22 protein-coding genes are annotated in these 20,921 nt (G+C 66.5%); 4 read left to right on the forward strand and 18 right to left on the reverse strand.

Annotation, left to right across the window (positions count from 1 at the left end; all coding sequences use genetic code 11):
- Window positions 1-95: 95 nt before the first annotated feature.
- The 3 genes from katG to efp form a co-directional block, all read right to left on the reverse strand.
- On the reverse strand, window positions 96-2,300 hold the full coding sequence (gene katG, locus CHU93_RS16005) for a catalase/peroxidase HPI (RefSeq protein WP_094475143.1): 2,205 nt from the start codon (window positions 2,298-2,300) through the stop codon (window positions 96-98).
- A 93-nt stretch (window positions 2,301-2,393) separates the two neighbouring features.
- Entirely contained in the window at window positions 2,394-2,663 is a 270-nt protein-coding gene (locus tag CHU93_RS16010) for a hypothetical protein (RefSeq protein ID WP_094475144.1), read from the reverse strand.
- A 79-nt stretch (window positions 2,664-2,742) separates the two neighbouring features.
- Entirely contained in the window at window positions 2,743-3,315 is a 573-nt protein-coding gene (gene efp, locus CHU93_RS16015; RefSeq protein WP_086116401.1) for an elongation factor P, read from the reverse strand.
- Window positions 3,316-3,394: 79 nt separating this feature from the next.
- Here efp and epmA point away from each other — a divergent pair, with 79 nt between their 5' ends.
- Window positions 3,395-4,402 carry an EF-P lysine aminoacylase EpmA gene (gene epmA, locus CHU93_RS16020; RefSeq protein WP_243375730.1) on the forward strand — a complete coding sequence of 336 codons (1,008 nt, stop codon included), beginning with the start codon at window positions 3,395-3,397 and terminating at the stop codon, window positions 4,400-4,402.
- Here the strand turns inward: epmA and CHU93_RS16025 are convergent.
- Complete coding sequence (locus CHU93_RS16025; protein WP_133064443.1) at window positions 4,368-4,811, reverse strand: hypothetical protein; 444 nt, start codon at window positions 4,809-4,811, stop codon at window positions 4,368-4,370. The two genes, epmA and CHU93_RS16025, sit on opposite strands and share 35 nt — an antisense overlap.
- Before the next feature lie 131 nt (window positions 4,812-4,942).
- On the opposite strand from CHU93_RS16025, the gene CHU93_RS16030 reads away from it, so the two are divergent.
- Both CHU93_RS16030 and CHU93_RS16035 read left to right on the forward strand, forming a co-directional pair.
- On the forward strand, window positions 4,943-5,764 hold the full coding sequence (locus CHU93_RS16030; RefSeq protein WP_243375731.1) for a helix-turn-helix domain-containing protein: 822 nt from the start codon (window positions 4,943-4,945) through the stop codon (window positions 5,762-5,764).
- Window positions 5,765-5,854: 90 nt separating this feature from the next.
- Window positions 5,855-6,637 carry a helix-turn-helix domain-containing protein gene (locus CHU93_RS16035; RefSeq protein ID WP_094475147.1) on the forward strand — a complete coding sequence of 261 codons (783 nt, stop codon included), beginning with the start codon at window positions 5,855-5,857 and terminating at the stop codon, window positions 6,635-6,637.
- A 112-nt stretch (window positions 6,638-6,749) separates the two neighbouring features.
- Here the strand turns inward: CHU93_RS16035 and CHU93_RS16040 are convergent, their stop codons facing one another.
- From CHU93_RS16040 to CHU93_RS16090, 11 genes are read right to left on the reverse strand one after another with little or no spacing between them, the layout of a single operon-like run.
- The gene (locus CHU93_RS16040) at window positions 6,750-7,706 is read right to left on the reverse strand and encodes a zinc-binding dehydrogenase (protein ID WP_133064444.1); all 957 of its coding nucleotides are present in this window, start codon (window positions 7,704-7,706) and stop codon (window positions 6,750-6,752) included.
- Window positions 7,707-7,717: 11 nt separating this feature from the next.
- Window positions 7,718-8,014, reverse strand: coding sequence for a YciI family protein (locus CHU93_RS16045; protein ID WP_094475149.1), 297 nt, complete (start codon window positions 8,012-8,014; stop codon window positions 7,718-7,720).
- Entirely contained in the window at window positions 8,014-8,907 is an 894-nt protein-coding gene (locus CHU93_RS16050) for a VOC family protein (RefSeq protein ID WP_094475150.1), read from the reverse strand. Before CHU93_RS16050 ends, CHU93_RS16045 begins: the two co-directional genes overlap by 1 nt.
- Entirely contained in the window at window positions 8,904-9,662 is a 759-nt protein-coding gene (locus CHU93_RS16055; RefSeq protein ID WP_094475151.1) for an enoyl-CoA hydratase/isomerase family protein, read from the reverse strand. The genes CHU93_RS16050 and CHU93_RS16055 overlap by 4 nt, the downstream gene beginning before the upstream one ends.
- Window positions 9,659-10,528, reverse strand: a complete 870-nt coding sequence (locus CHU93_RS16060; protein WP_094475152.1) for a polysaccharide deacetylase family protein — start codon at window positions 10,526-10,528, stop codon at window positions 9,659-9,661. Before CHU93_RS16060 ends, CHU93_RS16055 begins: the two co-directional genes overlap by 4 nt.
- Window positions 10,528-11,325 (reverse strand): SDR family NAD(P)-dependent oxidoreductase, encoded by a 798-nt coding sequence (locus tag CHU93_RS16065; RefSeq protein WP_094475153.1) that lies wholly within the window; start codon window positions 11,323-11,325, stop codon window positions 10,528-10,530. The genes CHU93_RS16060 and CHU93_RS16065 overlap by 1 nt, the downstream gene beginning before the upstream one ends.
- On the reverse strand, window positions 11,325-11,630 hold the full coding sequence (locus tag CHU93_RS16070; RefSeq protein WP_094475154.1) for an REDY-like protein HapK: 306 nt from the start codon (window positions 11,628-11,630) through the stop codon (window positions 11,325-11,327). The genes CHU93_RS16065 and CHU93_RS16070 overlap by 1 nt, the downstream gene beginning before the upstream one ends.
- 6 nt (window positions 11,631-11,636) lie before the next feature.
- Window positions 11,637-12,776, reverse strand: a complete 1,140-nt coding sequence (locus CHU93_RS16075) for an amidase (protein ID WP_094475155.1) — start codon at window positions 12,774-12,776, stop codon at window positions 11,637-11,639.
- A complete protein-coding gene (locus CHU93_RS16080; RefSeq protein WP_094475156.1) occupies window positions 12,773-14,128 on the reverse strand; it encodes a phenylacetate--CoA ligase family protein in 1,356 nt (451 codons plus the stop codon). Before CHU93_RS16080 ends, CHU93_RS16075 begins: the two co-directional genes overlap by 4 nt.
- Window positions 14,125-15,396: an MmgE/PrpD family protein gene (locus tag CHU93_RS16085; RefSeq protein ID WP_243375732.1), complete on the reverse strand. Its 1,272-nt coding sequence runs from the start codon at window positions 15,394-15,396 to the stop codon at window positions 14,125-14,127. The genes CHU93_RS16080 and CHU93_RS16085 overlap by 4 nt, the downstream gene beginning before the upstream one ends.
- Before the next feature lie 5 nt (window positions 15,397-15,401).
- Window positions 15,402-16,634: an MmgE/PrpD family protein gene (locus CHU93_RS16090; RefSeq protein ID WP_094475157.1), complete on the reverse strand. Its 1,233-nt coding sequence runs from the start codon at window positions 16,632-16,634 to the stop codon at window positions 15,402-15,404.
- A gap of 41 nt (window positions 16,635-16,675) precedes the next feature.
- Here CHU93_RS16090 and CHU93_RS16095 point away from each other — a divergent pair, with 41 nt between their 5' ends.
- A complete protein-coding gene (locus tag CHU93_RS16095) occupies window positions 16,676-17,419 on the forward strand; it encodes a GntR family transcriptional regulator (protein WP_094475205.1) in 744 nt (247 codons plus the stop codon).
- Window positions 17,420-17,424: 5 nt separating this feature from the next.
- On the opposite strand, the gene CHU93_RS16100 is transcribed toward CHU93_RS16095, so the two are convergent.
- From CHU93_RS16100 to CHU93_RS16110, 3 genes are read right to left on the reverse strand one after another with little or no spacing between them, the layout of a single operon-like run.
- On the reverse strand, window positions 17,425-18,510 hold the full coding sequence (locus CHU93_RS16100; protein ID WP_094475158.1) for a CaiB/BaiF CoA transferase family protein: 1,086 nt from the start codon (window positions 18,508-18,510) through the stop codon (window positions 17,425-17,427).
- Window positions 18,511-18,518: 8 nt separating this feature from the next.
- Window positions 18,519-19,721, reverse strand: coding sequence for a CaiB/BaiF CoA transferase family protein (locus CHU93_RS16105; protein ID WP_094475206.1), 1,203 nt, complete (start codon window positions 19,719-19,721; stop codon window positions 18,519-18,521).
- Window positions 19,721-20,914 carry an acyl-CoA dehydrogenase family protein gene (locus CHU93_RS16110; protein WP_094475159.1) on the reverse strand — a complete coding sequence of 398 codons (1,194 nt, stop codon included), beginning with the start codon at window positions 20,912-20,914 and terminating at the stop codon, window positions 19,721-19,723. The genes CHU93_RS16105 and CHU93_RS16110 overlap by 1 nt, the downstream gene beginning before the upstream one ends.
- Window positions 20,915-20,921: the final 7 nt, after the last annotated feature.

Below are 20,921 nucleotides of genomic sequence, written 5' to 3' on the forward strand. Positions count from 1 at the left end.
GCCACTTGTTGAGACCCGGTGCGCAACGGACATGCAAAAACGGGCGGTGCCGCACCTGGCACCGCCCGTTCCTGAACGGCAAATTGCCTTCTGCTTTACCGGCCGTTGTTCATCACCTTGGTCCACGCCCGGGCGAAATCGGCCACCATCTGCTTGTGGCCATCGGCAGCGCCATACACCTCGGCCACGGCGCGCAATTCGCTGTGGCTGCCGAACAGCAGATCAACCGGGCTGGCGGTCCACTTCTTCGCGCCTGTGCTGCGGTCGACGCCGTCATACAGGCCCTCGGTCGCCGCCTTCTGCCACTTGGTCTCCATGCCGAGCAGGTTGACGAACCAGTCGTTGCTCAGCACGCCGACACGGGTTGTGAACACGCCCACCTGGGAACCGCCGGCGTTGCCGCCCAGCACGCGCAGGCCGCCCACCAGCACGGTCATTTCCGGCACCGTCACGCCCAGCAGATGCGCGCGGTCCACCATGGCCTGGGTCGGGTTGTAGGGGCTGTCCGGCGTCCAGTGGTTGCGGAAACCATCGGCCTTGGGCTCCAGCGCGTTGAAGCTGGCCACATCGGTCTGCGCCTGCGTCGCATCGGTGCGGCCCGGCGTGAAGGCCAGGGTGACGGGCACACCGGCATCGGCAGCGGCCTTTTCCACCGCGGCATTGCCGGCCAGCACGATCATGTCCGCCAGGCTGATCTTGCGGCCACCGGGGGCGGCAGCATTGAAATCAGCCTGCACCTTGGCCAGCACCGGCAGCACCTTGGCCAGTTCTGCCGGCGCGTTCACCGCCCAGTCCTTCTGTGGGGCCAATGCCAGCCGGCCGCCGTTGGTACCGCCACGCATGTCGGTCCCGCGATAGCTGGCCGCCGCCGCCCAGGCGGTTCGCACCAGTTCCGGCACGCTCAGGCCGCTGGCCAGCACCTTGGCCTTCAGATCGGCGACATCGGCATCGATCACCAGCGGGTGGGTGACGGCCGGCACCGGATCCTGCCAGGCCAGCACCTCCTTGGGCACATCGGCACCGATGTACCGGGAGCGCGGGCCCATGTCGCGGTGGGTCAGCTTGAACCAGGCGCGGGCAAAGGCGTCTTCAAACCCCTTGGGATTCTTCAGCCAGCCATTGGTGATCTTGCCATAGGCCGGGTCCATGCGCAGCGCGAGGTCGGTCGTGAACATGATCGGCGCGTGATACACGCCCTCGCGGTGCGCGTCGGGCACGAACTTCTGGTCCTTGGCGTTCTTCGGCTCCCACTGGATGGCGCCGGCCGGGCTCTTGGTCTGCACCCAGTCGAAGCGGTAGAGATTTTCCAGATACTGCATCGTCCACTGGGTCGGGGCCGAGGTCCAGGCGCCTTCGAGCCCTGAGGTGATGGCATCGGCGCCCTTGCCGGTGCCATGCTTGTTTTCCCAACCAAAGCCTTGCTTTTCCAACGCTTCGCCAGCCGGTGCGGCGCCCACATTGCTGGCGCTGGCGGCGCCATGCGCCTTGCCGAACGTGTGGCCACCAGCGATCAGCGCGGCGGTTTCCTCGTCGTTCATCGCCATGCGGCCAAAGGTTTCGCGGATGTCCTTCGCCGCCAGCAGCGGATCAGGCACGCCGTTCGGCCCTTCCGGGTTCACATAGATCAGGCCCATCTGCACCGCGCCGAGCGGGTTGGCCAGCTTGCGGCCTTCCGAATAGCGCTTGTCATCGAGCATCTTGTTCTCAGGGCCCCAGTACACCTTGTCGGCTTCCCAATCGTCAGTGCGGCCACCGGCAAAGCCGAACGGCTTGAAGCCCATGGTTTCCAGGGAGACATTGCCGGCCAGCACCATCAGGTCGGCCCAGCTCAACGCACGGCCATATTTGGCCTTCACCGGCCACAAGAGGCGGCGGGCCTTGTCGAGATTGCCGTTGTCGGGCCAGCTGTTCAGCGGTTCAAAGCGCATCTGGCCACCACCGGCACCGCCACGGCCATCGCCAATGCGATAGGTGCCGGCCGAGTGCCACGCCATGCGGATGAAGAACGGGCCATAATTGCCATAATCGGCCGGCCACCAGGGCTGGCTGGTGGTCAGCACCTTGGCGATATCGGCCTTCACCGCCTTCAGATCCAGCTTGGAGAATTCGGCGGCATAGTCGAAACCGGCGCCATAGGGGTTGGACGCGGCCTGCTGGCTGCGCAGCGGCGACAGATCAACCAGTTCCGGCCACCAGAACTGCGGGGAGGTGTTGGCGGTTTGCGCGGCCGCGCTGCTGCCCAGGCTGGCGGCCATCCCGGCCACAGCCAGGGCGACGATCGATGCGAATGAACGCGACATTGGTTTGGCTCCCTTTTGACTCTCCGGGTTGCCCCGATGTCCGCAGGCTAAGCCCGGCAGGTTGCAATCAGGAAATTGATTGTCCTGCCCGCTTCAATCGATTTTTTTCACAAGCCAGTCGCCAAGCCACCACAGCGGCACGGCAAGCAGCGCAGCCGGCACGGCCGACATTGCCAGCCCGACGGGAATGATGAAGACATCAGCGCCCATCGCGCCAAACAACACCAGGCCGCCGGCCGAACAGGCCATCCAGCTCATCGCCACCAGGATCGGCCGGCTCCACCAGCGGCGCCAGCCCAGCAGGCGGCCCAACGGCCAGGCCACGGCCAGCAGCACGCCCGCCTGGAACAACAGCATGGCCACAGAAACCGGACCAAATGAAAAGGGGAAGGATGGCATGCGCCACCCTTCCCCCGATTTCAGGCCAACGCCAAGCGCCAGATCAATCCTTGGCGCGTTCCACGTAGGACGAATCCTCGGTGTTGATCACAATGCGCGTGCCCACTTCGATGTGCGGCGGCACCATCACGCGGGCGCCCGATTCCACCGTGGCCGGCTTGTAGCTCGACGATGCGGTCTGGCCCTTCACCACCGGTTCGGTGGCGATGATTTCCATGGTCACGCGGGTCGGCAGGCTGATGGTGATGGCCTTGCCGTCAAACATCAGGATCTTGCACTCGGCATTTTCCTGCAGGAACACGATGCCATCGCCGATCATGTCTTCCTTCAGGCTGATCTGCTCATAGCTCTCGTTGTTGATGAAGATATATTCGTCCCCATCCTTGTAGAGATAATTGTGGCTGACTTCCTCGACGAACGCCCGCTCCAGGCTGTCGGTGGTCTTCACCGTGATCACCGTCTTCACGCCATCGGCGATGCGGCGCATGTCGATCGTGGTGGTCGGCGTGCCCTTGCCGGGGCGGAAGGTCTCGGCCTTCAGCACGACATAGAGCTGGCCATCCTCATGCTCGATGACCTGACCCTTGCGGAAATTGCTCGCGATGTCCTTGACCATGTGATCCCCTATGCGCCAACGCGCCAAAATGCTGCCCGCCGTTAGGGCATCGCGCCGCACAAGTTCAAGGGAAATCATCGTGGCCCGCCCCTTCTGGCACAGCGACATCCATCTCGACCGCAAGCCGTTCCTTGTCGGCCGCAATCGCATCAAGGCCGCCCTGCGCCACTGGTTCGCCGCGCAAGGCTTCACCGAGGTGGAATGCGGGGCCGTCCAGATCAGCCCCGGCAACGAGACGCATCTGCACGGCTTTCCGGTGCTGTGGCGGCCCGATGGCGGCGCGGAGCAGACGCTCTATCTCCACACCAGCCCGGAATTCGCCGCCAAGAAGCTGCTGGCCGCCGGCGAGACGCAGATCGTCGATTTCGCCCGCGTCTGGCGCAATGGCGAACAGGGCCCGCTGCACGCGCCCGAATTCACCATGGTCGAATGGTATCGCGCCCAGGCGGACTGGACGGCCGTGATCGCCGACACGTGGGCGCTCGCCCGCACGGCGCAGGCCGCCGGCACTGGCCCGCTGCGTTGGCGCGGGCGCACATGCGATGCCATGGCCGAACCCGAACTGCTCAGCTGCGCCGATGCCTTCCAGCGCCATGCCGGCATCGATCTCGCCGCCTGCCTGGATGACCGCGATGCGCTCGCCGCCGCCGCCGGCCTGCGCCCCCGCCCCGACGACACGTGGAGCGACATCTTCAGCCGCATCATCGTGACCATCGAACCCAGGCTGGGCGACGGCCGCCTCACCTTTCTCACCCATTATCCCGTCTGCGAAGCCGCCCTCGCCCGCCCTTGCGCGGATGATCCGCGCTGGGCCGAACGCTTCGAGGCCTATGCTTGCGGTGTCGAACTGGCCAACGGCTTTGGCGAACTCACCGATCCGGCCGAACAGCGCCGCCGCTTCGAGGCCGACATGGACGAAAAACAGCGCCTCTATGGCCGCCGCTATCCCATCGACGAGGATTTCATCGCGGCGCTTGGCGCAATGCCACCGGCCAGCGGCGTCGCGCTCGGCTTTGACCGGCTGGCCCTGCTGGCGCTGGGCGGCACCGACATCAGGCAGGTGATCTGGACGCCGTTTCCCGGCTGAAAAACCCCAGCTTCACCGCCGGCACCAGGAACTGGATCAGAAACAGCGTGTTGGCGATGGCATTGCCGGGCAGCCCGGTCGCCAACGACAACGCGCTGTCCACCACAAACCAGCCGGCCACGCCCCAGCCCAGCGCGCGCCACACCCGCACATCGGCCCCCACCGCTCGATACACCGCGATCAGCGACACGCCCCAGCCAAACATCAACCCGCCCATCACCCCAAGTGTGCTGCGCATACCCGGCGCATCAAACGCGCCGGCATCCAGCTGCCGACCGCTCACCAGCCAATAATAAAGCCCGGCCGCGGCATCGGCGCCCGCCAGCCCGCCGGCTGCAAACAACAGGCCAAAGCCCGCAACCTGCCAGCACCAGAGATGCAGTGCCTGTCCCCAAAAACCACTTGTCATCGCCACCTCCTGCGATTGCCAGCCAAGGCTGCAGCAGCTTGCAATGGCCGGCAATTACCCGGCGGATAGGCCGGCCAGTCCCAATTTATTTGGGATAGACGCCGCCGGCCCCCGCCTGTCACAACAACGGCATGACAGCGATGGAGCATGCACGCGGCGGCATCGATGGCCTCAACCCGGCCGAGATCGAGGTGCTGCGCCTGCTCGCCGCCGGCCACACCATCAAGAGCATCGCCGCCCGCCTTGGCCGCACCGAAACCGCCATCAACGAACGCCTGCGCTCCGCCCGCCGCAAGACCGGTATCGGCAGCAGCCGCGAACTCGCCCGCCTGCTCGAAGCCCAGGAAATCTGGGACAGGAAAATCGATCTTCTTCCCCCGCCCGCCCCGGCCAACGATGGCCTGCCGCCCGCATCCAGCGGGTCTGGCTGGACCAAAGGGAAGATCGCCATGTTGTTTGCCCTGCCCGCCGCCGCCGCCGGCCTGTTCCTGGCCGCCGCTGCCACCACCCCGCCCGCCGCGCCCCCGGCGGCCACCATCACCCCCGCCCGCCATTCGCCGCTGGCCGGCAACTGGGCGCTGGATATCGCCCGCATCCCGGCCGAAGAGCGACCGGCCCGCGTCGGCATCCGCTTCCACCACCAGCCCGATGGCCGCTGGACGACGCTGGTGGAGGTCGTCACCCCCGATGGCGCCAGCGTCCACGCCGGATCCACCGCCGCCACCGATGGCGTGCCGGTGCCCGTCACCGGCACCATGGCCAATATCGACACGGTCGCCCTGCGCCAGCCGGCGGCCAACACGCTGGTGATGACCCTGGGCAAGAACGGCGCCCCCGTCTCCACCCGCGTCTACACCGTGGCCAAGGACGGCAAATCGATGACCGAAACCATCGTCTGGGCCGGCGGCGCGCTGCCCAAGCTGGAAACCACCCACTTCACCCGCGTCGATTGACAGGCCGGCACGCGCGGCGAGGGTTCACATCATCGCCGCGCTTACCTTGCGGGTCATTGCCCTGCCGCGCATCGGTGGCATGATGCCGCCATGGCAACCCGTCCCGACCTTTCCGATCCCGGCCCCTTCGCCACGGCGCTCAAAGCCGCCCGTGCCAGCCGGCGGGTCAGCCAGCTCGCCCTGTCCCTCGATGCCGGGGTCAGCGCCCGCCACCTTTCCTTCCTCGAATCCGGCCGGGCCAGCCCCAGCCGGGAGATGGTGGTCACGCTGGCCGAAGCGCTGGCCCTGCCGCTGGCGCAGCGCAACCATCTGCTCAATGCCGCCGGCTTTGCCTCGGCCTATCCGGCCTCCCCACTCTCATCCGAAGCCATCGCGCCGTTCCGCGAGATATTGCAGACGATGATGGCCAACCACGCCCCCTTCCCGGCGCTGCTATGTGACCGGCACTGGAATGTGCTGGAAGCCAGCCCGTCGGCCGCGGCCATGCTGGCGCCCTTCCTCGATGGCTGGTCGGGCCCGCCCAATGTCTTCCGCCTCACCGCCTGCCACCCACGTGCGCCCGAATTCATCGCCAACCTGCCCCAGGTGCTGCACGAAAGCCTGGAGCGGCTGGCGCTGGAACAATCGCTGTCGGGCGATGATCCGGTGCTGGCCGATCTCATCGCCGTCACCCGCGCCGCCGCCGCCCGCCACCCCTATCGCACCCGCAGCCGCTCGCCCGTGCTGCCGGTCAGCTATCGCGGGCCGAACGGGCTCCTCAGCTTCCTGTCCATCGTCGCCCAATGCGGCACATCAGAGGATGTGACCGTGCGCGATCTGCGGCTGGAACTGCTCTTCCCCGCCGATGCGGCGACGCGGGCGGCATTTGCCTGACCACTTCGTCCCCTCAGCCCCCTCCGCCTCGCGTTGCTCGGCACCTCCCCCAGAGGGGGAGGTGGCAGCCGCAGGCTGACGGAGGGGGCCCGCCCGCCCGCGCAGCGCCCCCTCACATCCCAACCACGCACTTCCCCTCAATGCGCCCGGCCCCCATCGCCGCAAAGGCCGCCTTCACCTCGCCCAGCGGCACCGCCAGCCCGATGTGCGGCCGCATGTGAACGGCGCGCGCATCAATCTCGCGCATGTGCCGGGCGCCGGCGGCCGGGTCCTGCCGGCCCTGCTCGCCGGCGCGCACGCCGACCAGTTCGATCTCCTTCAACAACAGCCGGTTCAGCGGCACCGCCTCCCCCCGCCCCCCCACAAAGCCGATGATGGCATAGCGCCCGCCCCGCCGAAGGCACTTGACCAGCGGCAGCACCAGCGGGCCCGCCACGGGATCGAACACCAGATCAATGTCCCTGTGCGGAATCTGCGGCGCCGCCCGGTCCACCAGCAGCCCCTCATGCGCCCCAGCCGCCTGCGCCAGCGCCAGCCGCGCACTCGAGGACGCCACCGCCACCACATGCGCGCCCAGGTGCACGGCCAGCTGCACCGCGGCCAGCCCCATGCCGCCACCGGCCCCCGTCACCAGCACTCGCTCGCCGGCCTTGAGCCGCCCGCGCTCCACCAGCCCGACCCAGGCGGTCAGCGCCCCAACGGTGAAGGCGGCAGCCTCGGCCATGGTCAGCCCCGCCGGCACGGCCCGCAAGCCGCGCGCCGGCAGCGTGATGCGCTCCGCCATCAGCCCGCTGCGCGCGCCCAGCATCACATCGCGCCCCACCCAGTGCTCCGCCCCCGGCCCGGCGGCCAAAACCGTGCCGGTGCCTTCGGTGCCCGGTATGAACGGCACGTCGGGCTTGTACTGGTATCCGCCCTGCAGCATCAGAAAATCGGGGAAGTTCAGGCTGGCATGGCGCACCGCCACCAGCACTTCGCCCGGCCCGGGCGGCGGCGGTTCCGGCCAGTCGTCATGCAACGACAGGCCCGACAGATCGGGCGACAAATGGGTGCAAACGGCAGCGCGCATGGCCGCCGTTATCAGCCCTGTTTCCAGGTCGCGCCACCCACCCAAGTGCCAGCTGCGGCGCGGAATGGCTCGATGATCACGTCGCTCCACACGCCGGCCGCGCCATAGGGATCGGCCATGATGAAGGCCCGGGCATCCGCTTCATCCGCCGCCTCGATCACCAACAGCGATCCCGATGGCGCCAGCGGCCCGGCCACGCGATAGCGCGCCATATGCGCCTCCACATGCGCCAGATGCGCGGCCAGATGCAGTTGCCTGAGCGGCCCTGCCCCATCCGCATCCACGCAGCGCACGGCAAACAGCGGCATCAGCCCAACTCCACCAGTTCCAGCAGCTCGCCCGCCGGGCCGATCACGCAGCCGGCGCGGCGCCCGTCATACAGCGGGCCGTCCCGCCGCACCGGCGGGCTGATCCAGGTCACATCGCAGGCATCCAGATCGCGCATCGCCAGCGTCACCAGCGCATTGCCCGGCGGCAACATGCCGTCATGGCGCGGGCGCACGCTGGTTTGCGGCGGATAATCATCTACCTCCACGATCGGCATGCGGCCCTTGCCCACCATCTGCAGCGCGGTGATGAAATCATCCGGCAAGCCAAAGGCGGTGTTGATCATCTGATAGGGCAATTCAAACACCGGCCCCAGATCAAGATCGAGCCGGTCGGCATACCAGCGGCAGGTGGCGGCCCGGTCGGGCGTCGCCAGGATGACGATGAAGATATGATCGGTGATGCTGGCCGCCTTGGGCAGATCCAGCGTGTCCATGTTGGCAAACACCTGGTTCAGGTAGATCATCTCCTGCCCCGGCCCCAACGCCTGCATCGGCACAAAGGCGTCCATGCCCGGCAGTTGCTTGGGCTCGCCCACGATGGTGAAACCGCTGCCGGCCAGCCGGTCGGGCCAGCCGAACACATCCTGCACGGTCAGTTCAAACGCCCCCCAGCCGAAACTGGTGGTCGGCCTGAACCCAGCCACATCGGGCTGCTCCACCAGCCGGAACCAGCAGGGCGCACCGCTTTTCGGCCGCAACACCGCGTGGGCGCGGCCGGCACTGGCCGGGCAGCCCCAAGCCGCCGCCAGGTCGGCCGGCAGCGGGCCCCGGTGCACAAGATCAAGCTGCAGCGTGCCCTGATAGGCGGCAAGGCCAGCCGCCAGATCGGGCACGACCGACACGCCGCCCAGGATGGTGCCATGCGGGATCATGCGCCAAACTCCGGTTTGCGCTTTTCAACGAACGCCGTGGTGCCCTCGGCAAAATCGGCGCCGGTGAAGGCGGCGGCAAAGATCGCCAGCGTCTCGGCATCGTCCGCCACCTGGCCATCCAGCACCCGGCGCACAAAGCCCTTGATCGCCCGGGTCGAATGGCGGGAGGCGGCGAGGATGGCATTCACGAAGCCATCGGGCGCATCGGCCACCGCCTCGATCAGGCCAATCGCCTGTGCCTCGGCCGCATCGATCAGCGCGCCGGTGAACAGCAGCCGCTTGGCCTGCCCCGGCCCAACGAGATCAACCAGCAATTTCACATCATGCAGCGGATAGACGAGGCCCAGCTTGGCCGGCGTGATGCCAAAGCGCGCGGCCGGCGTTGCCACCCTCAGATCACAGGCCATCGCCAGCCCGCAGCCGCCACCCACCGCATCGCCTTCGGCAAAGGCGATGGTGGGCAGCGGAAATCGCGCCAGATCATGCTGCGCCCGGTTGATCGCCGCCTGGTTGGCGGCGCGCCATTCGGAATCATCCTTGTTGGCGAGCAGCTCGGCGATATCGGCCCCGGCGCAAAAGGCACTGGCCGGCGTTGCCGATTGCAGGATCAGCAGCTTCACCGCCGGATCAGCCGCCGCCTCTTCGAGCAGGCGCGGCAGCTCGGCCCACATGGCTTGCGTGAAGCTGTTGCGCTTGGCCGCCCGGTCAATCAGCAACCGGGCAATCGGGCCTTCGATGGCAAGGCGCAGGCTCATGCCGGCTGCACCTTGGCAAAATGCCGGGCGATCTCGTGCCGCGTCGTCACCCACACGCCATCGTGGCTGCGGACATGGCGGAAAAATTCCTCCAGCGCCCAGATGCGCCCCGGCCGGCCGATGATGCGCAGGTGCAGGCCCAGGCTCATCATCTTGGGATTGCCCTCGACGCCTTCGCGATAAACCTGATCAAAATTGCGCTTGGCATAGGCCAGCCACTGCTCCGGCCCCATCGCCGGGTCGGTCCACATCTTCATGTCATTGTTGTCGAGCTGGTAGGGCACGATCACCATCGGCCGTTCCGGCACGGTCGTCTTGTCCCAGAACGGCACATCGCCGCTGTAATCATCCATGTGATAATCAAACCCCGCCTCGATCAGCAGGCGGCGGGTGTGATCGGTGTGGAAATAGCGGGAGAGCCAACCATAGGGCCTGACCCCGCAGCTGCGCTGGATGGATTCGACGGCCTTGCCGATGAAGTCGCGTTCGGCCTCCTCGTTCAGCTTGAACTGGTGCACCCAGCGCCAGCCATGGCTGACCGGCTCATGGCCCAGTTCCACGATGGCTTCGGCCAGTTGCGGATGGTTTTCGAGGGACAGGGCCGCAACCGTCCAGCTTGCCTTGATGTCAAAGGCCTTCAGCAGCTTGACCACGCGCGGCGCGCCGGCCTTGATGCCATAGAGATAATTGCTCTCATTGCCATAATTGCGGATCGGCGCCTTGATGAAGATGCCCAGTTCGTCAACCGGCTCCATCCCCTTGTCGCCGCGCGCCACCGTCTGTTCGGAGCCTTCCTCGACATTGACAACGACACTGAGGGCCATCTTCGCCCCGCCCGGCCAATCGATGCGTTCCTCGGCCAACATCAGTGCATCTCCTCCCCGCCCGAGACGTTCAGCGCCTCGCCGGTGATGTAGAAGGCGTCATCACTCGCCAGAAAGGCGCAGGCCGCCGCCGTGTCGCCCGGCAGGCCGGGCCGGCCCATCGGGTTCTTCGCCGCCATGTTGGCGAGATAGGCCTCGACCGTCGGGAAACCGAGCAGTTTCGAGAAATATTCATTCTGCATCGCGCCCAGCCCGGTGGTGACATGGTTGGGGCACACGGCATTGACCGTGATGCCATGCGCGCCCAGCTCCACCGCGGTCGCCCGGGTCAGGCCGATCATGCCATGCTTGGAGCTGACATAGGCTGGCAGATGCGGAAAGCCGGTCTTGGCGGCCTGGCTGGCGATGTTGATGATGCGGCCGCCCTTTCCGGCGGCAATCATCGCCTTCGCCGCGGCCTGCGTGCAGTAAAAGGCGCCCGACAGGTTGACGGCAATCACCTTCGCCCAGTCGGCCGGATCAACCTCCAGCATGGGCTTCATCATGAAGCCGATGCCGGCATTGTTGACGAAAATATCGACGGCGCCGAATTCGGCCACCACCTGATCGACCAGTGCCACGCACTGCGCGGAATCGGACACGTCGCATGCAATTGCGGCCACCTTGACGCCACGCGCGGCAAGGTCGGTGGCCACATTTTGCGCTTCGGCATCGATGCTGATATCCGACACGACGCAATTGGCGCCCTCATCGGCAAAGCGCCGCAATATGCCCTGGCCCAGGCCCTTCTCCTTGCCCGACCCGGTGACCACGATGGTCTTGCCGGCGAAAAGGCCCATCACAGATCCTCCGTCAGGATGAAGCAGGGATTGTCGGTGAACTGGCCAAATGCGGCGGCGACCTTCTGGAACTCCGGGTTCGAAACATCGGCAACAAATGCGTCCATCCCCTTGATATCAATCACCTCGATATAATCATAGGGCGGCGCCGCTTCCGATCCGAACAGCCCGGTGGCGCGGTGGACGGTGAAGCTGTTGACGCTGCCCAGGGCGTTGACGCCGGGAATGTCGGTGCCGCGCGCCCAGGCCTCATAGGCTTGCGCGGAGGCGCCCGGCTTCAGATTGAACAGGCAGATGATGCGCATGTCGGGTCACTCCCCTCTTGGCGGCTTGTATTGATTGAGCGCGCCATCCACTTGACGCGCAAGGGAAATCAGCCGGCGTTCGGCTTTCGGCGGGCCGACCAGCTGCACCGAAACCGGCAGGCCATCGTCACTCCAGCCCGATGGCAGCGCGATGGCTGGCAGACCGGCGATATTGGCCAACCCGGTGAAATCGGCCTGGTTCACCGGCGCCCGCGTGCCATGGGCAAAGGCCGCTTGCGGCGCCGTGGGCATCAGCAGCACGCCATCATCGCCAAGTGCCTCAATCAGCGTGGCTTTTACCGCGGCCAGCAAGTCAGGATTGGCCGGCACCGGCTCCAGCGCATCCAGGATGAAGCGCAATTCGGCCGAGGCACTGGCCCGATGCGGCCCCAATTCGCCGATCAGAAAGCGAACCGACCCGGCCAGCGCGGCAATGCGGATGGCACTGGTATCGGCCGGCAGCCTTAGCCCTGAGACCGGTAGATCAATCGCCGCACAGGCCGCCCGATAGCCCGCCAGCACCGCCGGCTCGCAAGCCACACCGGCCAGATCATCCAGCAAAATCAATCGGCTGAACTGTCCATCGCTGCCACCATTGCCAATCACGTCCCAGGCGTGTTCGATCAGATCCAGATCGCGCGCCAGCGGCCCGATACAGTCCAGCGCCGGGTCGAGATACAACAACCCATCCTCGCTGACGGCGCCATGCGTGGGTTTCAGGCCATAGACTCCGCAATAGGCCGCCGGCAGCCGGATGCTGCCCAGCGTGTCGGTGCCCAGGGCCAGATCAACCAGCCCCGCCGCCACCGCCGCGCCGCTGCCGCCCGACGATCCGCCCGGCGTATGGCCCATGCGGTGCGGATTGTGGGTCCGGCCATAAAATGTGTTGTCCGTCGTCGCCCCCAGCGCGGCCTCGTGCATGTTGAGGCTGCCCACGATGCTCGCCCCGGCGCGGCGCAATTGTGCAACAACTTCAGCATCCTGGGCCGCGATAATGTCGCGCAGATGGCCCATCCCACCGGTGTGCGGCAGGCCCGCGACGGCGATGTTGGATTTCACCCCGACCCGCACGCCGGCCAACGGCCCTGCCCCGCCACCAGGGTCAGCCGCCCGGTCAACGATGGCATTCCAGGGGTCGTGGCTCACAGCCCCCTCCGGTCAATCAGGCGGATCGGCTTTTGCCGCACATCAATCTGGGTATCGGCCGCGGTGGCGCCAGGGGCACACAGCGCCACCTCCACCTCCACCCCCAGCCCGCGCCGCAGCAGCTCGCGCAGCGCCGCCACATCGCTGCCGCCACGGCTCTCGATCGTCACCAGCATAGTGTCCCGCCCCGTCACATCGCGGGTGAGGATGCAGACATACTCCCCGGTCAGATCGCTGCGGTTCTCGATCAGGGCGGCAATGGCGTGCGGGAAGATGTTGATTCCGCGCAGTTTCACCATGTTGTCGCTGCGCCCCTTGAAGCCGGCGATGCGGCGGAAGGCGATTTCGCCCTGCCCGGCCAACTCGTGGGTGATGTCGTGGGTGTTGAAGCGGATGCAGGGCGCGATATCGTCCTTGAACAGGCAGGTCACCACCATGTCGCCGGTCTCGCCAAACGCCACCGGTTGGCCGCTCTCCACGTCCAGCAATTCCAGATATTGCGCATCTTCCCAGACATAGAGGCCATTGCGATCCGGCCCCTCGCCGGCAATCGTGCCAGTGTCCCCCACGCCATACCAATCATAGGCCTTGGCGCCGTGCCAGGCCGCTTCTGTCGCGGCACGATCCTCGGTGCCCAGATGGCCGATGATCATCCGCAACTTGATGCGATCAAACAGTTTTTCGGCTTCCGCCACCTCGGCCAGCTTGCGGACATAATCGACAAAGCCAACCATCACCGTCACGCCGAAATCGGCCATCAGATTGACCTGGGCGGCGCTGCGCGTCTCGATCCCGGTGCCGGCCGACAGGAACAGCGCGTTGGTGAAATGGGTCACCGCCTCGCGGATATAATGGCCGCCATTGATCATGCCGTGGCCATAGACGGATTGCACCACGTCAGACGGCTGCAGCCCCATCCAGCGATACATGCGGCCCACCAGCAAATTGGTGACTTCGCGCCCCTTGGGGCCAAACATCAGCGGCTGCGGCCGGCCGGTGGTGCCGCTGGTGGTATGGAACACCACGGGATCAGCACCCCGCCCATCGAAATCGCCATAGGGCGGGTGGGCGTTGACCGAGGCCATCAGGTCGGTCTTGTCATACACCGGCAGCTTGGTGATATCGTCCAGGCCCCTGATATCGCCCGGCTCGATCCCCTTGGCGCCCCACAGCCGCTGATAAAAGGGGATCTGCCAACCACGCGCCATCAACCGGGCAAATTGCGCCTCCTGCAGGCCGCGCAATTCATCGCGGCTGATCCGGCGATAACGGTGGGTGAAGTCATCGCCCACCGGATAATCGGCGAGCAACTGCCTGATGTCGACACACTCGAAATAGCTGCGCTGGCTCATGTCGGGTCCGTGAAATAGCCAAGAGGATTGTCGAAAATGCGGGGATCGGCGGACGGGCTGGCCAATTCACGGGCGAGATCCAGCTTGGCCGCGGTCTGCGCCGGGGTCAGTGGAGCCGCCGGGCTGCCCAGCGTTGCGGGAATGGCAATCCGCTCGCGCCGGCCACCCCCAAAGATCAACGTAATCGCCTGCGGAAACAAGGCATTGGGGTCGGGATTGCCATCATCCATCAACGCAACCCGGTCGGCGAAGGCCAGCAACGCCGGATCGGCAAACTGCTGGGGCGTGAAACAGCGCGGATCGATCCGGCCATCGCGCAGCATCAGGCCAGCAAGGAACGGCAGGCACAGCCTTGCCCAGCTTGGCGTCATGTCTGCTGTCATCGCCCGGCCCACCAGGCGGCGGATCAGCGGCGGGCAGGCCAATTCCACCCCCACCACATCCTGGCCGGCAAAACCGGCCAGCACAGCCAGCGCGGCATGGCTGGCCCGGCCAGAGGGATAGGGCTTTACCGACAATTCCGCGATACGCCAGCGCCGGCCCAGGCCCGCCACCAGCGCACCGCTATCGCCCTGATCAAACAGCCGGAAATAACCGAACGGCCCGTCCAGCACATCGGCCGGCGCCGGAAAGCCGGCGGCGGCCAGATCACTGGCCAGCACGGCCGCGCGTGCCGCGTTGGCGATCTGGAACGGCAGGGCCAGGCTGCCCTCCACATGTGCCTGCATGGTGCCGGCAAGGCTGGAATAGGCAAGGCCCAGCGCGGGCAGCATTGGCGCGCCATCGATCCGGGCCACCGCCATGGCCGCGCCCATGGCGCCCGCAGTGGCCGGGCGAAAGAATGTCAACGGCGACGTCGCGGCATCACCAAGCCCGGCGGCCACCTCTACCCCCACCGCAAGCGCGGCCAACGCGTCTTTCGGGTCACAGCCGCCGCGCCGATCAATCGCGGCGCCCAGCGCGGCCGTCACCACGCTCATCGCATGCACCACCGCCGGTTCATGCACCGCATCCCATTCCAGGCAGTGGATGCGATAGGCGTTCACAAAGGCGGCTGCGGCGGCCGGCAGCCGCTCTGCCGTGCCGATCAGCCGGGCGTCATGGCCCTGCCCCATGGCACGCGCCACGGCGAGGATGGCCGCCGCCCCCGGTGCGTCGTGGGCCGCAGCCCCCACCGCCAGCGTATCGGCGAGGAAATGTCGGGCAATGGCCACCACATCGGCTGGTATCCGATGCTCGGCACCAGCAAATTCGATCAGGCGGCTCACCGCGTTCACGCCGTCCACTCGGTCAACATGGCGATCACTGCGCCCACATCATCGCCATCCAGCACCAGAGCCGCCGCGCGATCCGCCTCAGACGCTGGCAGCCCGCCCCATGCTGCCAGCATGGCCAGTTTGCCGGTCAGGCCCTCCACATCCAGCGGCCGTTCCGGATCGCCCAGCGTGTCGACGCGTTCCAGCCCGTTCAGTCGGGCTCCGAAATGCGCCGGATAGCGCGAAGTGATCGCCTGGCATTCCGCCACCGTCACCTGGGCGCGCAGATCGGCCAGTTCGGCAATCGCAGACAGGGTGAAGTCGGCAGGGGTGGCCAGCCGCCCGGCCGCGATCACGGCCACCGAATGCTGCAGGCTGAACTTGGCCTCCAGTTCCGTGGCCGGATGCGGCCGATCGCAAAAGCGCAGCGCATCGGCATAGGTTTCCACCCGGAACGGCGGCTTGAGTGCATTGGCCGCGCGCAGGGCCAGGGCACAATCGATCACCGGATGCGCGTGGCGACAGGCGGCCCATGGCTTGAAACTCACTTCGGCGATGCGCCATGCACCGGCGTCGGGCAGCGGGCCCGGCGATTGGGTCATCGCCGCAAACAGGCCCTGCGGCCCTTCCAGGATGCCAGCCGGCCCGGTGAAGCCGGCCCTTGCCGCCCGTGCGCACCACAAGCCCTCCAGCGCGGCGCGGGTGACATGCAGCTGCTTTGTCATGACATCATCATGGCGCATGTGCCACAGCCCGCCGGCCATAGATGCAGCATGGCCCAGCGCGCTGACGGTTTCGCGGTCCCCAAGGCCAAAAATGCTTGCCGCAGCCGCCGCGGCGCCAATCCCGCCGGCCGTGCTGGTCGGGTGCCATAGGCTGTAATGATGCGCGTCCAGCATCATGCCGATGGCAATCATCGCCTCATATCCGCGCGCGCCACCGGCCAGCAGCGCGGCCATGCCGGCGCCCGTCTCCCGCGCCGCACTCAGCGCCGCCGGCCAGATCACCGGTCCGGGATGGAGCAGCGCCTGGCGGTGGACATCATCCATCTCCAGCACATTGCCCAGATAGGCAACACGTTCCAGCACGTCTGGCCCGGCCCGGCGGGCGGCATCAGCCACGGGGTCCAGACGTGCCCCCGCGACACAGGCAACCCAGTCCAGCAGGTGCAACCGTGCGCGCTTTTCCTCGCTTTCCGCCGCCGGGCGCGCTAAAGTCCGGACAAGTTGGGTCAGCAGGGCATCGCTCATGCCGACACCTGGGCTGAGGGCGGGAGCAATCGTTGAACGACATGGCGACCAAGGTTCGCGGGCAAGCGGCGCCGCGCTACCTGCAATTGGCGGCCGAACTGCGCGCCGACATATTGGCCGGCCGCTTTGGTGCGGAGCAGCCATTTCCCACCGAAAGCGAATTGTGCTCGGCCCATGGTGTGTCGCGTTTCACCGTGCGTGAAGCGCTGCGCCGGCTGCAGAATGAAGGGCTTATCGCCCGCCGCCGCGGGTCGGGAACCGTGGTGCAACCGGCCGGCGCACGCGGCGGCGCCCTGCACCAGCCGCTCAGCAACGTCGGCGAAATCCTGCAATATGCGCGCGACACGCGGGTCACCTACCAACCGGCCGGCACCGGGCCGCTGCCGGCCTGGCTGGCCACCAGCACCGGCCTGCCCGCCAGCGGCACCTGGACGCTCGTGCACGGGGTGCGCACCACCGCCGATGGTGATCAGCCGATTGCCGCCACGATTGCCTATTTCCACGAACTTCTGGGCGACGCGCCGGCGCGGCTTGATCTTGCCGCCGGCACCCTGTTCAGCCAGATCGAGGCGCTGTCGGGCGTCTCCGTCGGCCAGGTCACCCAGGATATCCAGGCGGTGATCGCCAGCGCCGAGGTTGCCCGGCAACTGGGCATCAAGCGGGGTGCGGCCGTGTTGCGCATCATCCGCTGCTACCGCGATGCGCAAGGGCGGGTGTTCGAAATTTCGGTCAGCCATCACCCCGGCGACCGCTTCGCCTATTCGATGCACATCGACGTCGAATAGGCGCATCAGCCTTGCCCCAATCCGGGCACGCTGCCGGGTGTCCACTCCTCCCCGGCAAAGCGGATGGCCGGCGCGATATGATGGCGGCCATCGGCCTCCACGATCAGGCCGCGCTCCGCCACATGCGGCTGGGCAAAGGCTTCGGCGAAATCCAGCACCGGGGCATAGGCCACGTCGAGATTGTGCATGAACCGGTCCCAATCATCGCGGCTGCGGGTGCGGAAGGTATCGCGCAGGAAGGCGATCAGCGGGGCCTGCGCGGGCCCGGCATCGGCTTCGGCAAGCGGGATGAGATCGGGTCGGCCCAGCGCCGTGAGCAAGCTGCGCGCAAACTTGATCTCGCGCCCGCCCAGCACAATGTGGCGGCCATCGGCGCACGCATAGACATTGTAGAAGCCAGCCCCGCCCAGCGAGCGTTGCGCCGCAGAGCTCGGCGCCTCCCCACCGGCCAGCGCGCTGCCGGCGATATGGGCGCACCAGGGCAACAGGCTGTCGAACATGGCGATATCCAGATAATCGCCCTGTCCGCTCCTTTCGCGCCCGATCAGCGCCATCAACACCGCGGCCAGGCCGGTCAGGCCAGCGGCGACATCGGCGGCCGGCACGCCCGGCACCACGGGCGGGCTGCCATCACCGGCATCATTCACGCTCATGAAGCCTGCCATCGCCTGCACCGCCATGTCATGGGCCGGATGCTGGGCCAACGCCCCCTGCTGGCCAAAGGCCGAGATGGAGCAATAGACGATGCGCGGATTGAGGCTGCGCACATCTTCCCAGCCAAAGCCCAAACGCGCCATCACGCCGGGGCGAAAGCCTTCGACGAACACATCGGCATTGCGGATCAGGTCGCGCAGCTCCGCCTTGCCGGCCTCGCTCTTCAGATCGATCACCCGGCTTTGCTTGCCGCGGTTGAGATTGGCGAACCAGATGCTCTGGCCATTTTCAAACGGCGCCTGCGCCCGGGCGGGATCGCCAGCGGCCGGCTCCACCTTGATCACCTCGGCCCCTTGATCGGCCATCATCACGGTCAGCATCGGGCCAGGCAGAAACTGCGACAGGTCAACAACGCGGATGCCGGAAAGCTTGCCCATCGCCGGCCTCACACGATCCCGGCGCGTTTCAGATCGGCCACCTCGTCGGCCCCCAGGCCAAGATCGGCCAGGATGGCATCGGTGTCGGCCCCCAGCAGCGGCGCGGGCCGGTTGGGCAGGCGCGCACCGCCGATGCGAATCGGGTTGGCCAGCACCTGCATGCCGGGCCGGTCGGGGTGATCCACACTGTCGCGCATGCCGGTGCGCTGCAGCCAGGGATTGTCCAGCGCCTGATCCAGGCCATAGACCGGTGCCACCGGCACATGCCCGGCCAGCAGAGCCTGCCAATGGGCCATCGGCTGCGATTGGAAAATCACGTCCAGCGCGGCGGTTAGCGCCTCGCGGTTGGCCAGCCGGCTCTTGTTGCTGGCAAAGCGCGGATCGCTGGCCAGATCGGGATGGCCGATCCGTTCGACCATGATCGTCCAGAATTTCGGCAGCTGGCACATCACGAACATCCAGCCATCCGCCGCCTTGAACATCTGGCTGGGCGTGGCGGTGGGATGGGCGCTGCGCGGGGTGCGTTCCGTCACATCGCCTTCGTTCATGTACCATAGCGCCGGATAGCTGGTCTGGTGCACGGCCGCCGACAGAAGATCGGTATCGACATCGCAGCCAACGCCGCTGCGCTGCGCATCCACCAGCGCCGCCAGCAGGCCGATGGCGTGGATGGTGCCGGTGATGAAATCCACCATCGACAGGCCCATGCGCTGCGGCTCACCGCCCGGATCGCCGGTCAACAGGCAATAACCCGCCTCAGCCTGCATCAGATAGTCATAACCCGGCCAGCGCGCCCGTTCATTGTCGCGGCCATAGGCCGACAGGTGCGCACACACGATGGCAGGATTGATGTCCTTCAGCGCGTCATGGGTCAGCCCCAGCCGCGCCGGCAGATCGCCGCGCATATTGTTGGCCACCGCGTGCGCCGTGCCGGCCAGCTTGCGAAAGATGGCCTGGCCTTCTGGCGCATTCAGATCCAGCGTCAGGCTGCGTTTGTTGAGGTTGAAGGCCTGGAAATACAGGCTTTCGCCCTCGCGCAGATAATGCGGCCCCACCGCGCGCGCCGTATCGCCCCCCTTGCCTGGCGGGCCTGGCGGCTCGATCTTGATCACATCGGCGCCAAGCTGGGCGAGGAACATGCTGCCATAAGGGCCAGCGCCATATTGTTCGGCGCTGATGATCCGGAAGCCTGAGAGCGGAAGATGGGGCATCAGGCCGGGTTCATCTTCAGCCACTGCTTGGCAATGATCATCCGCTGCATCTCGTTGGTGCCCTCGCCAATGCACATCAGCAGCGAATCCCGGTAATAACGCTCGATGTCATACTCCTTGCTGTAGGAGTAGCCGCCATAGATGCGCATTGCCTCCTGGCTGTTTTCCACCGCCGCCTCGCTGGCGAAATATTTGGCCATGCCGGCTTCCATGTCGCAGCGGTCGCCCCGGTCATAGGCTTCCGCGGCATCCAGCGTCAGCAGCCGGGCGGCGCGGGCGCGGGTCACCATTTCGCCCAGCTTCAACTGGATGGCCTGATGCTCGGCGATCGGCTTGCCCATGGTGTGACGTTCCTGGGCATATTGGGTGGCCAGCCTGAGCGAGCCTTCTGAAAGGCCAACCCCGCGCGCCGCCACATTGATGCGGCCCAGCTCCAGCCCGCCGGTGGCCTGGAAGAATCCCTGGCCCTCCACCCCGCCAATCAGCTGGTCGGCCGGAGCGCGATAATCCTGGAACACCAGTTCGGCGCTGTCGATCGACTTGTAACCCAGCTTGTCGAACTTCTTGCCGGTGGTGAAGCCATCGCGCTTGTCGGCGATGAAAAGGCTCATCCCCTTGTAACGCGGGCTGGCATCGGGATCGGTCTTGACCAGCAGGGCAAAGCAGCTGCCGTTCAGGGCATTGGAAATCCAGGTCTTGGTGCCATTGATCACATAATGGTCGCCATCGCGGCGGGCCACGGTGCGGATCGCCTGCAGATCGGTGCCGGCGTTGGGCTCGGTCAGGGCCAGGCCGCCGCGGATCTCGCCGGTGGCGAATTTCGGCAGCCACTTGGCCTTCTGCTCCGGCGTGCCAAAACGCTCCACGGCGGCGGCCATGATCAGGTGGGAATTGAAAATGCCGGTGATCGCCATCCAGTAACTGGAGATCTTCATCACGATCTTGGCATAGGTCGTCGCCGGCAGCCCAAGCCCGCCATATTGCTGGCCGATGGTGGCGCCAAACAGGCCCATCTCGGCCATTTCGGCCACCAGCTCGGCCGGCCAGATATCGTTGTGATCATGGTGCATCACCACCGGGATCACCCGGCGCTCCAGCCAGCGATCGATCGCATCCAGAAAGGCGGCTTCCTCGGCCGGATCGATGGTGCGGCCCTGATCGGCCATCAGGTCAAGCTTGGGGGCGGTTGCCATCTCAGGT

The organism is Sandarakinorhabdus cyanobacteriorum (assembly GCF_002251755.1).
Lineage (GTDB): Bacteria > Pseudomonadota > Alphaproteobacteria > Sphingomonadales > Sphingomonadaceae > Sandarakinorhabdus > Sandarakinorhabdus cyanobacteriorum.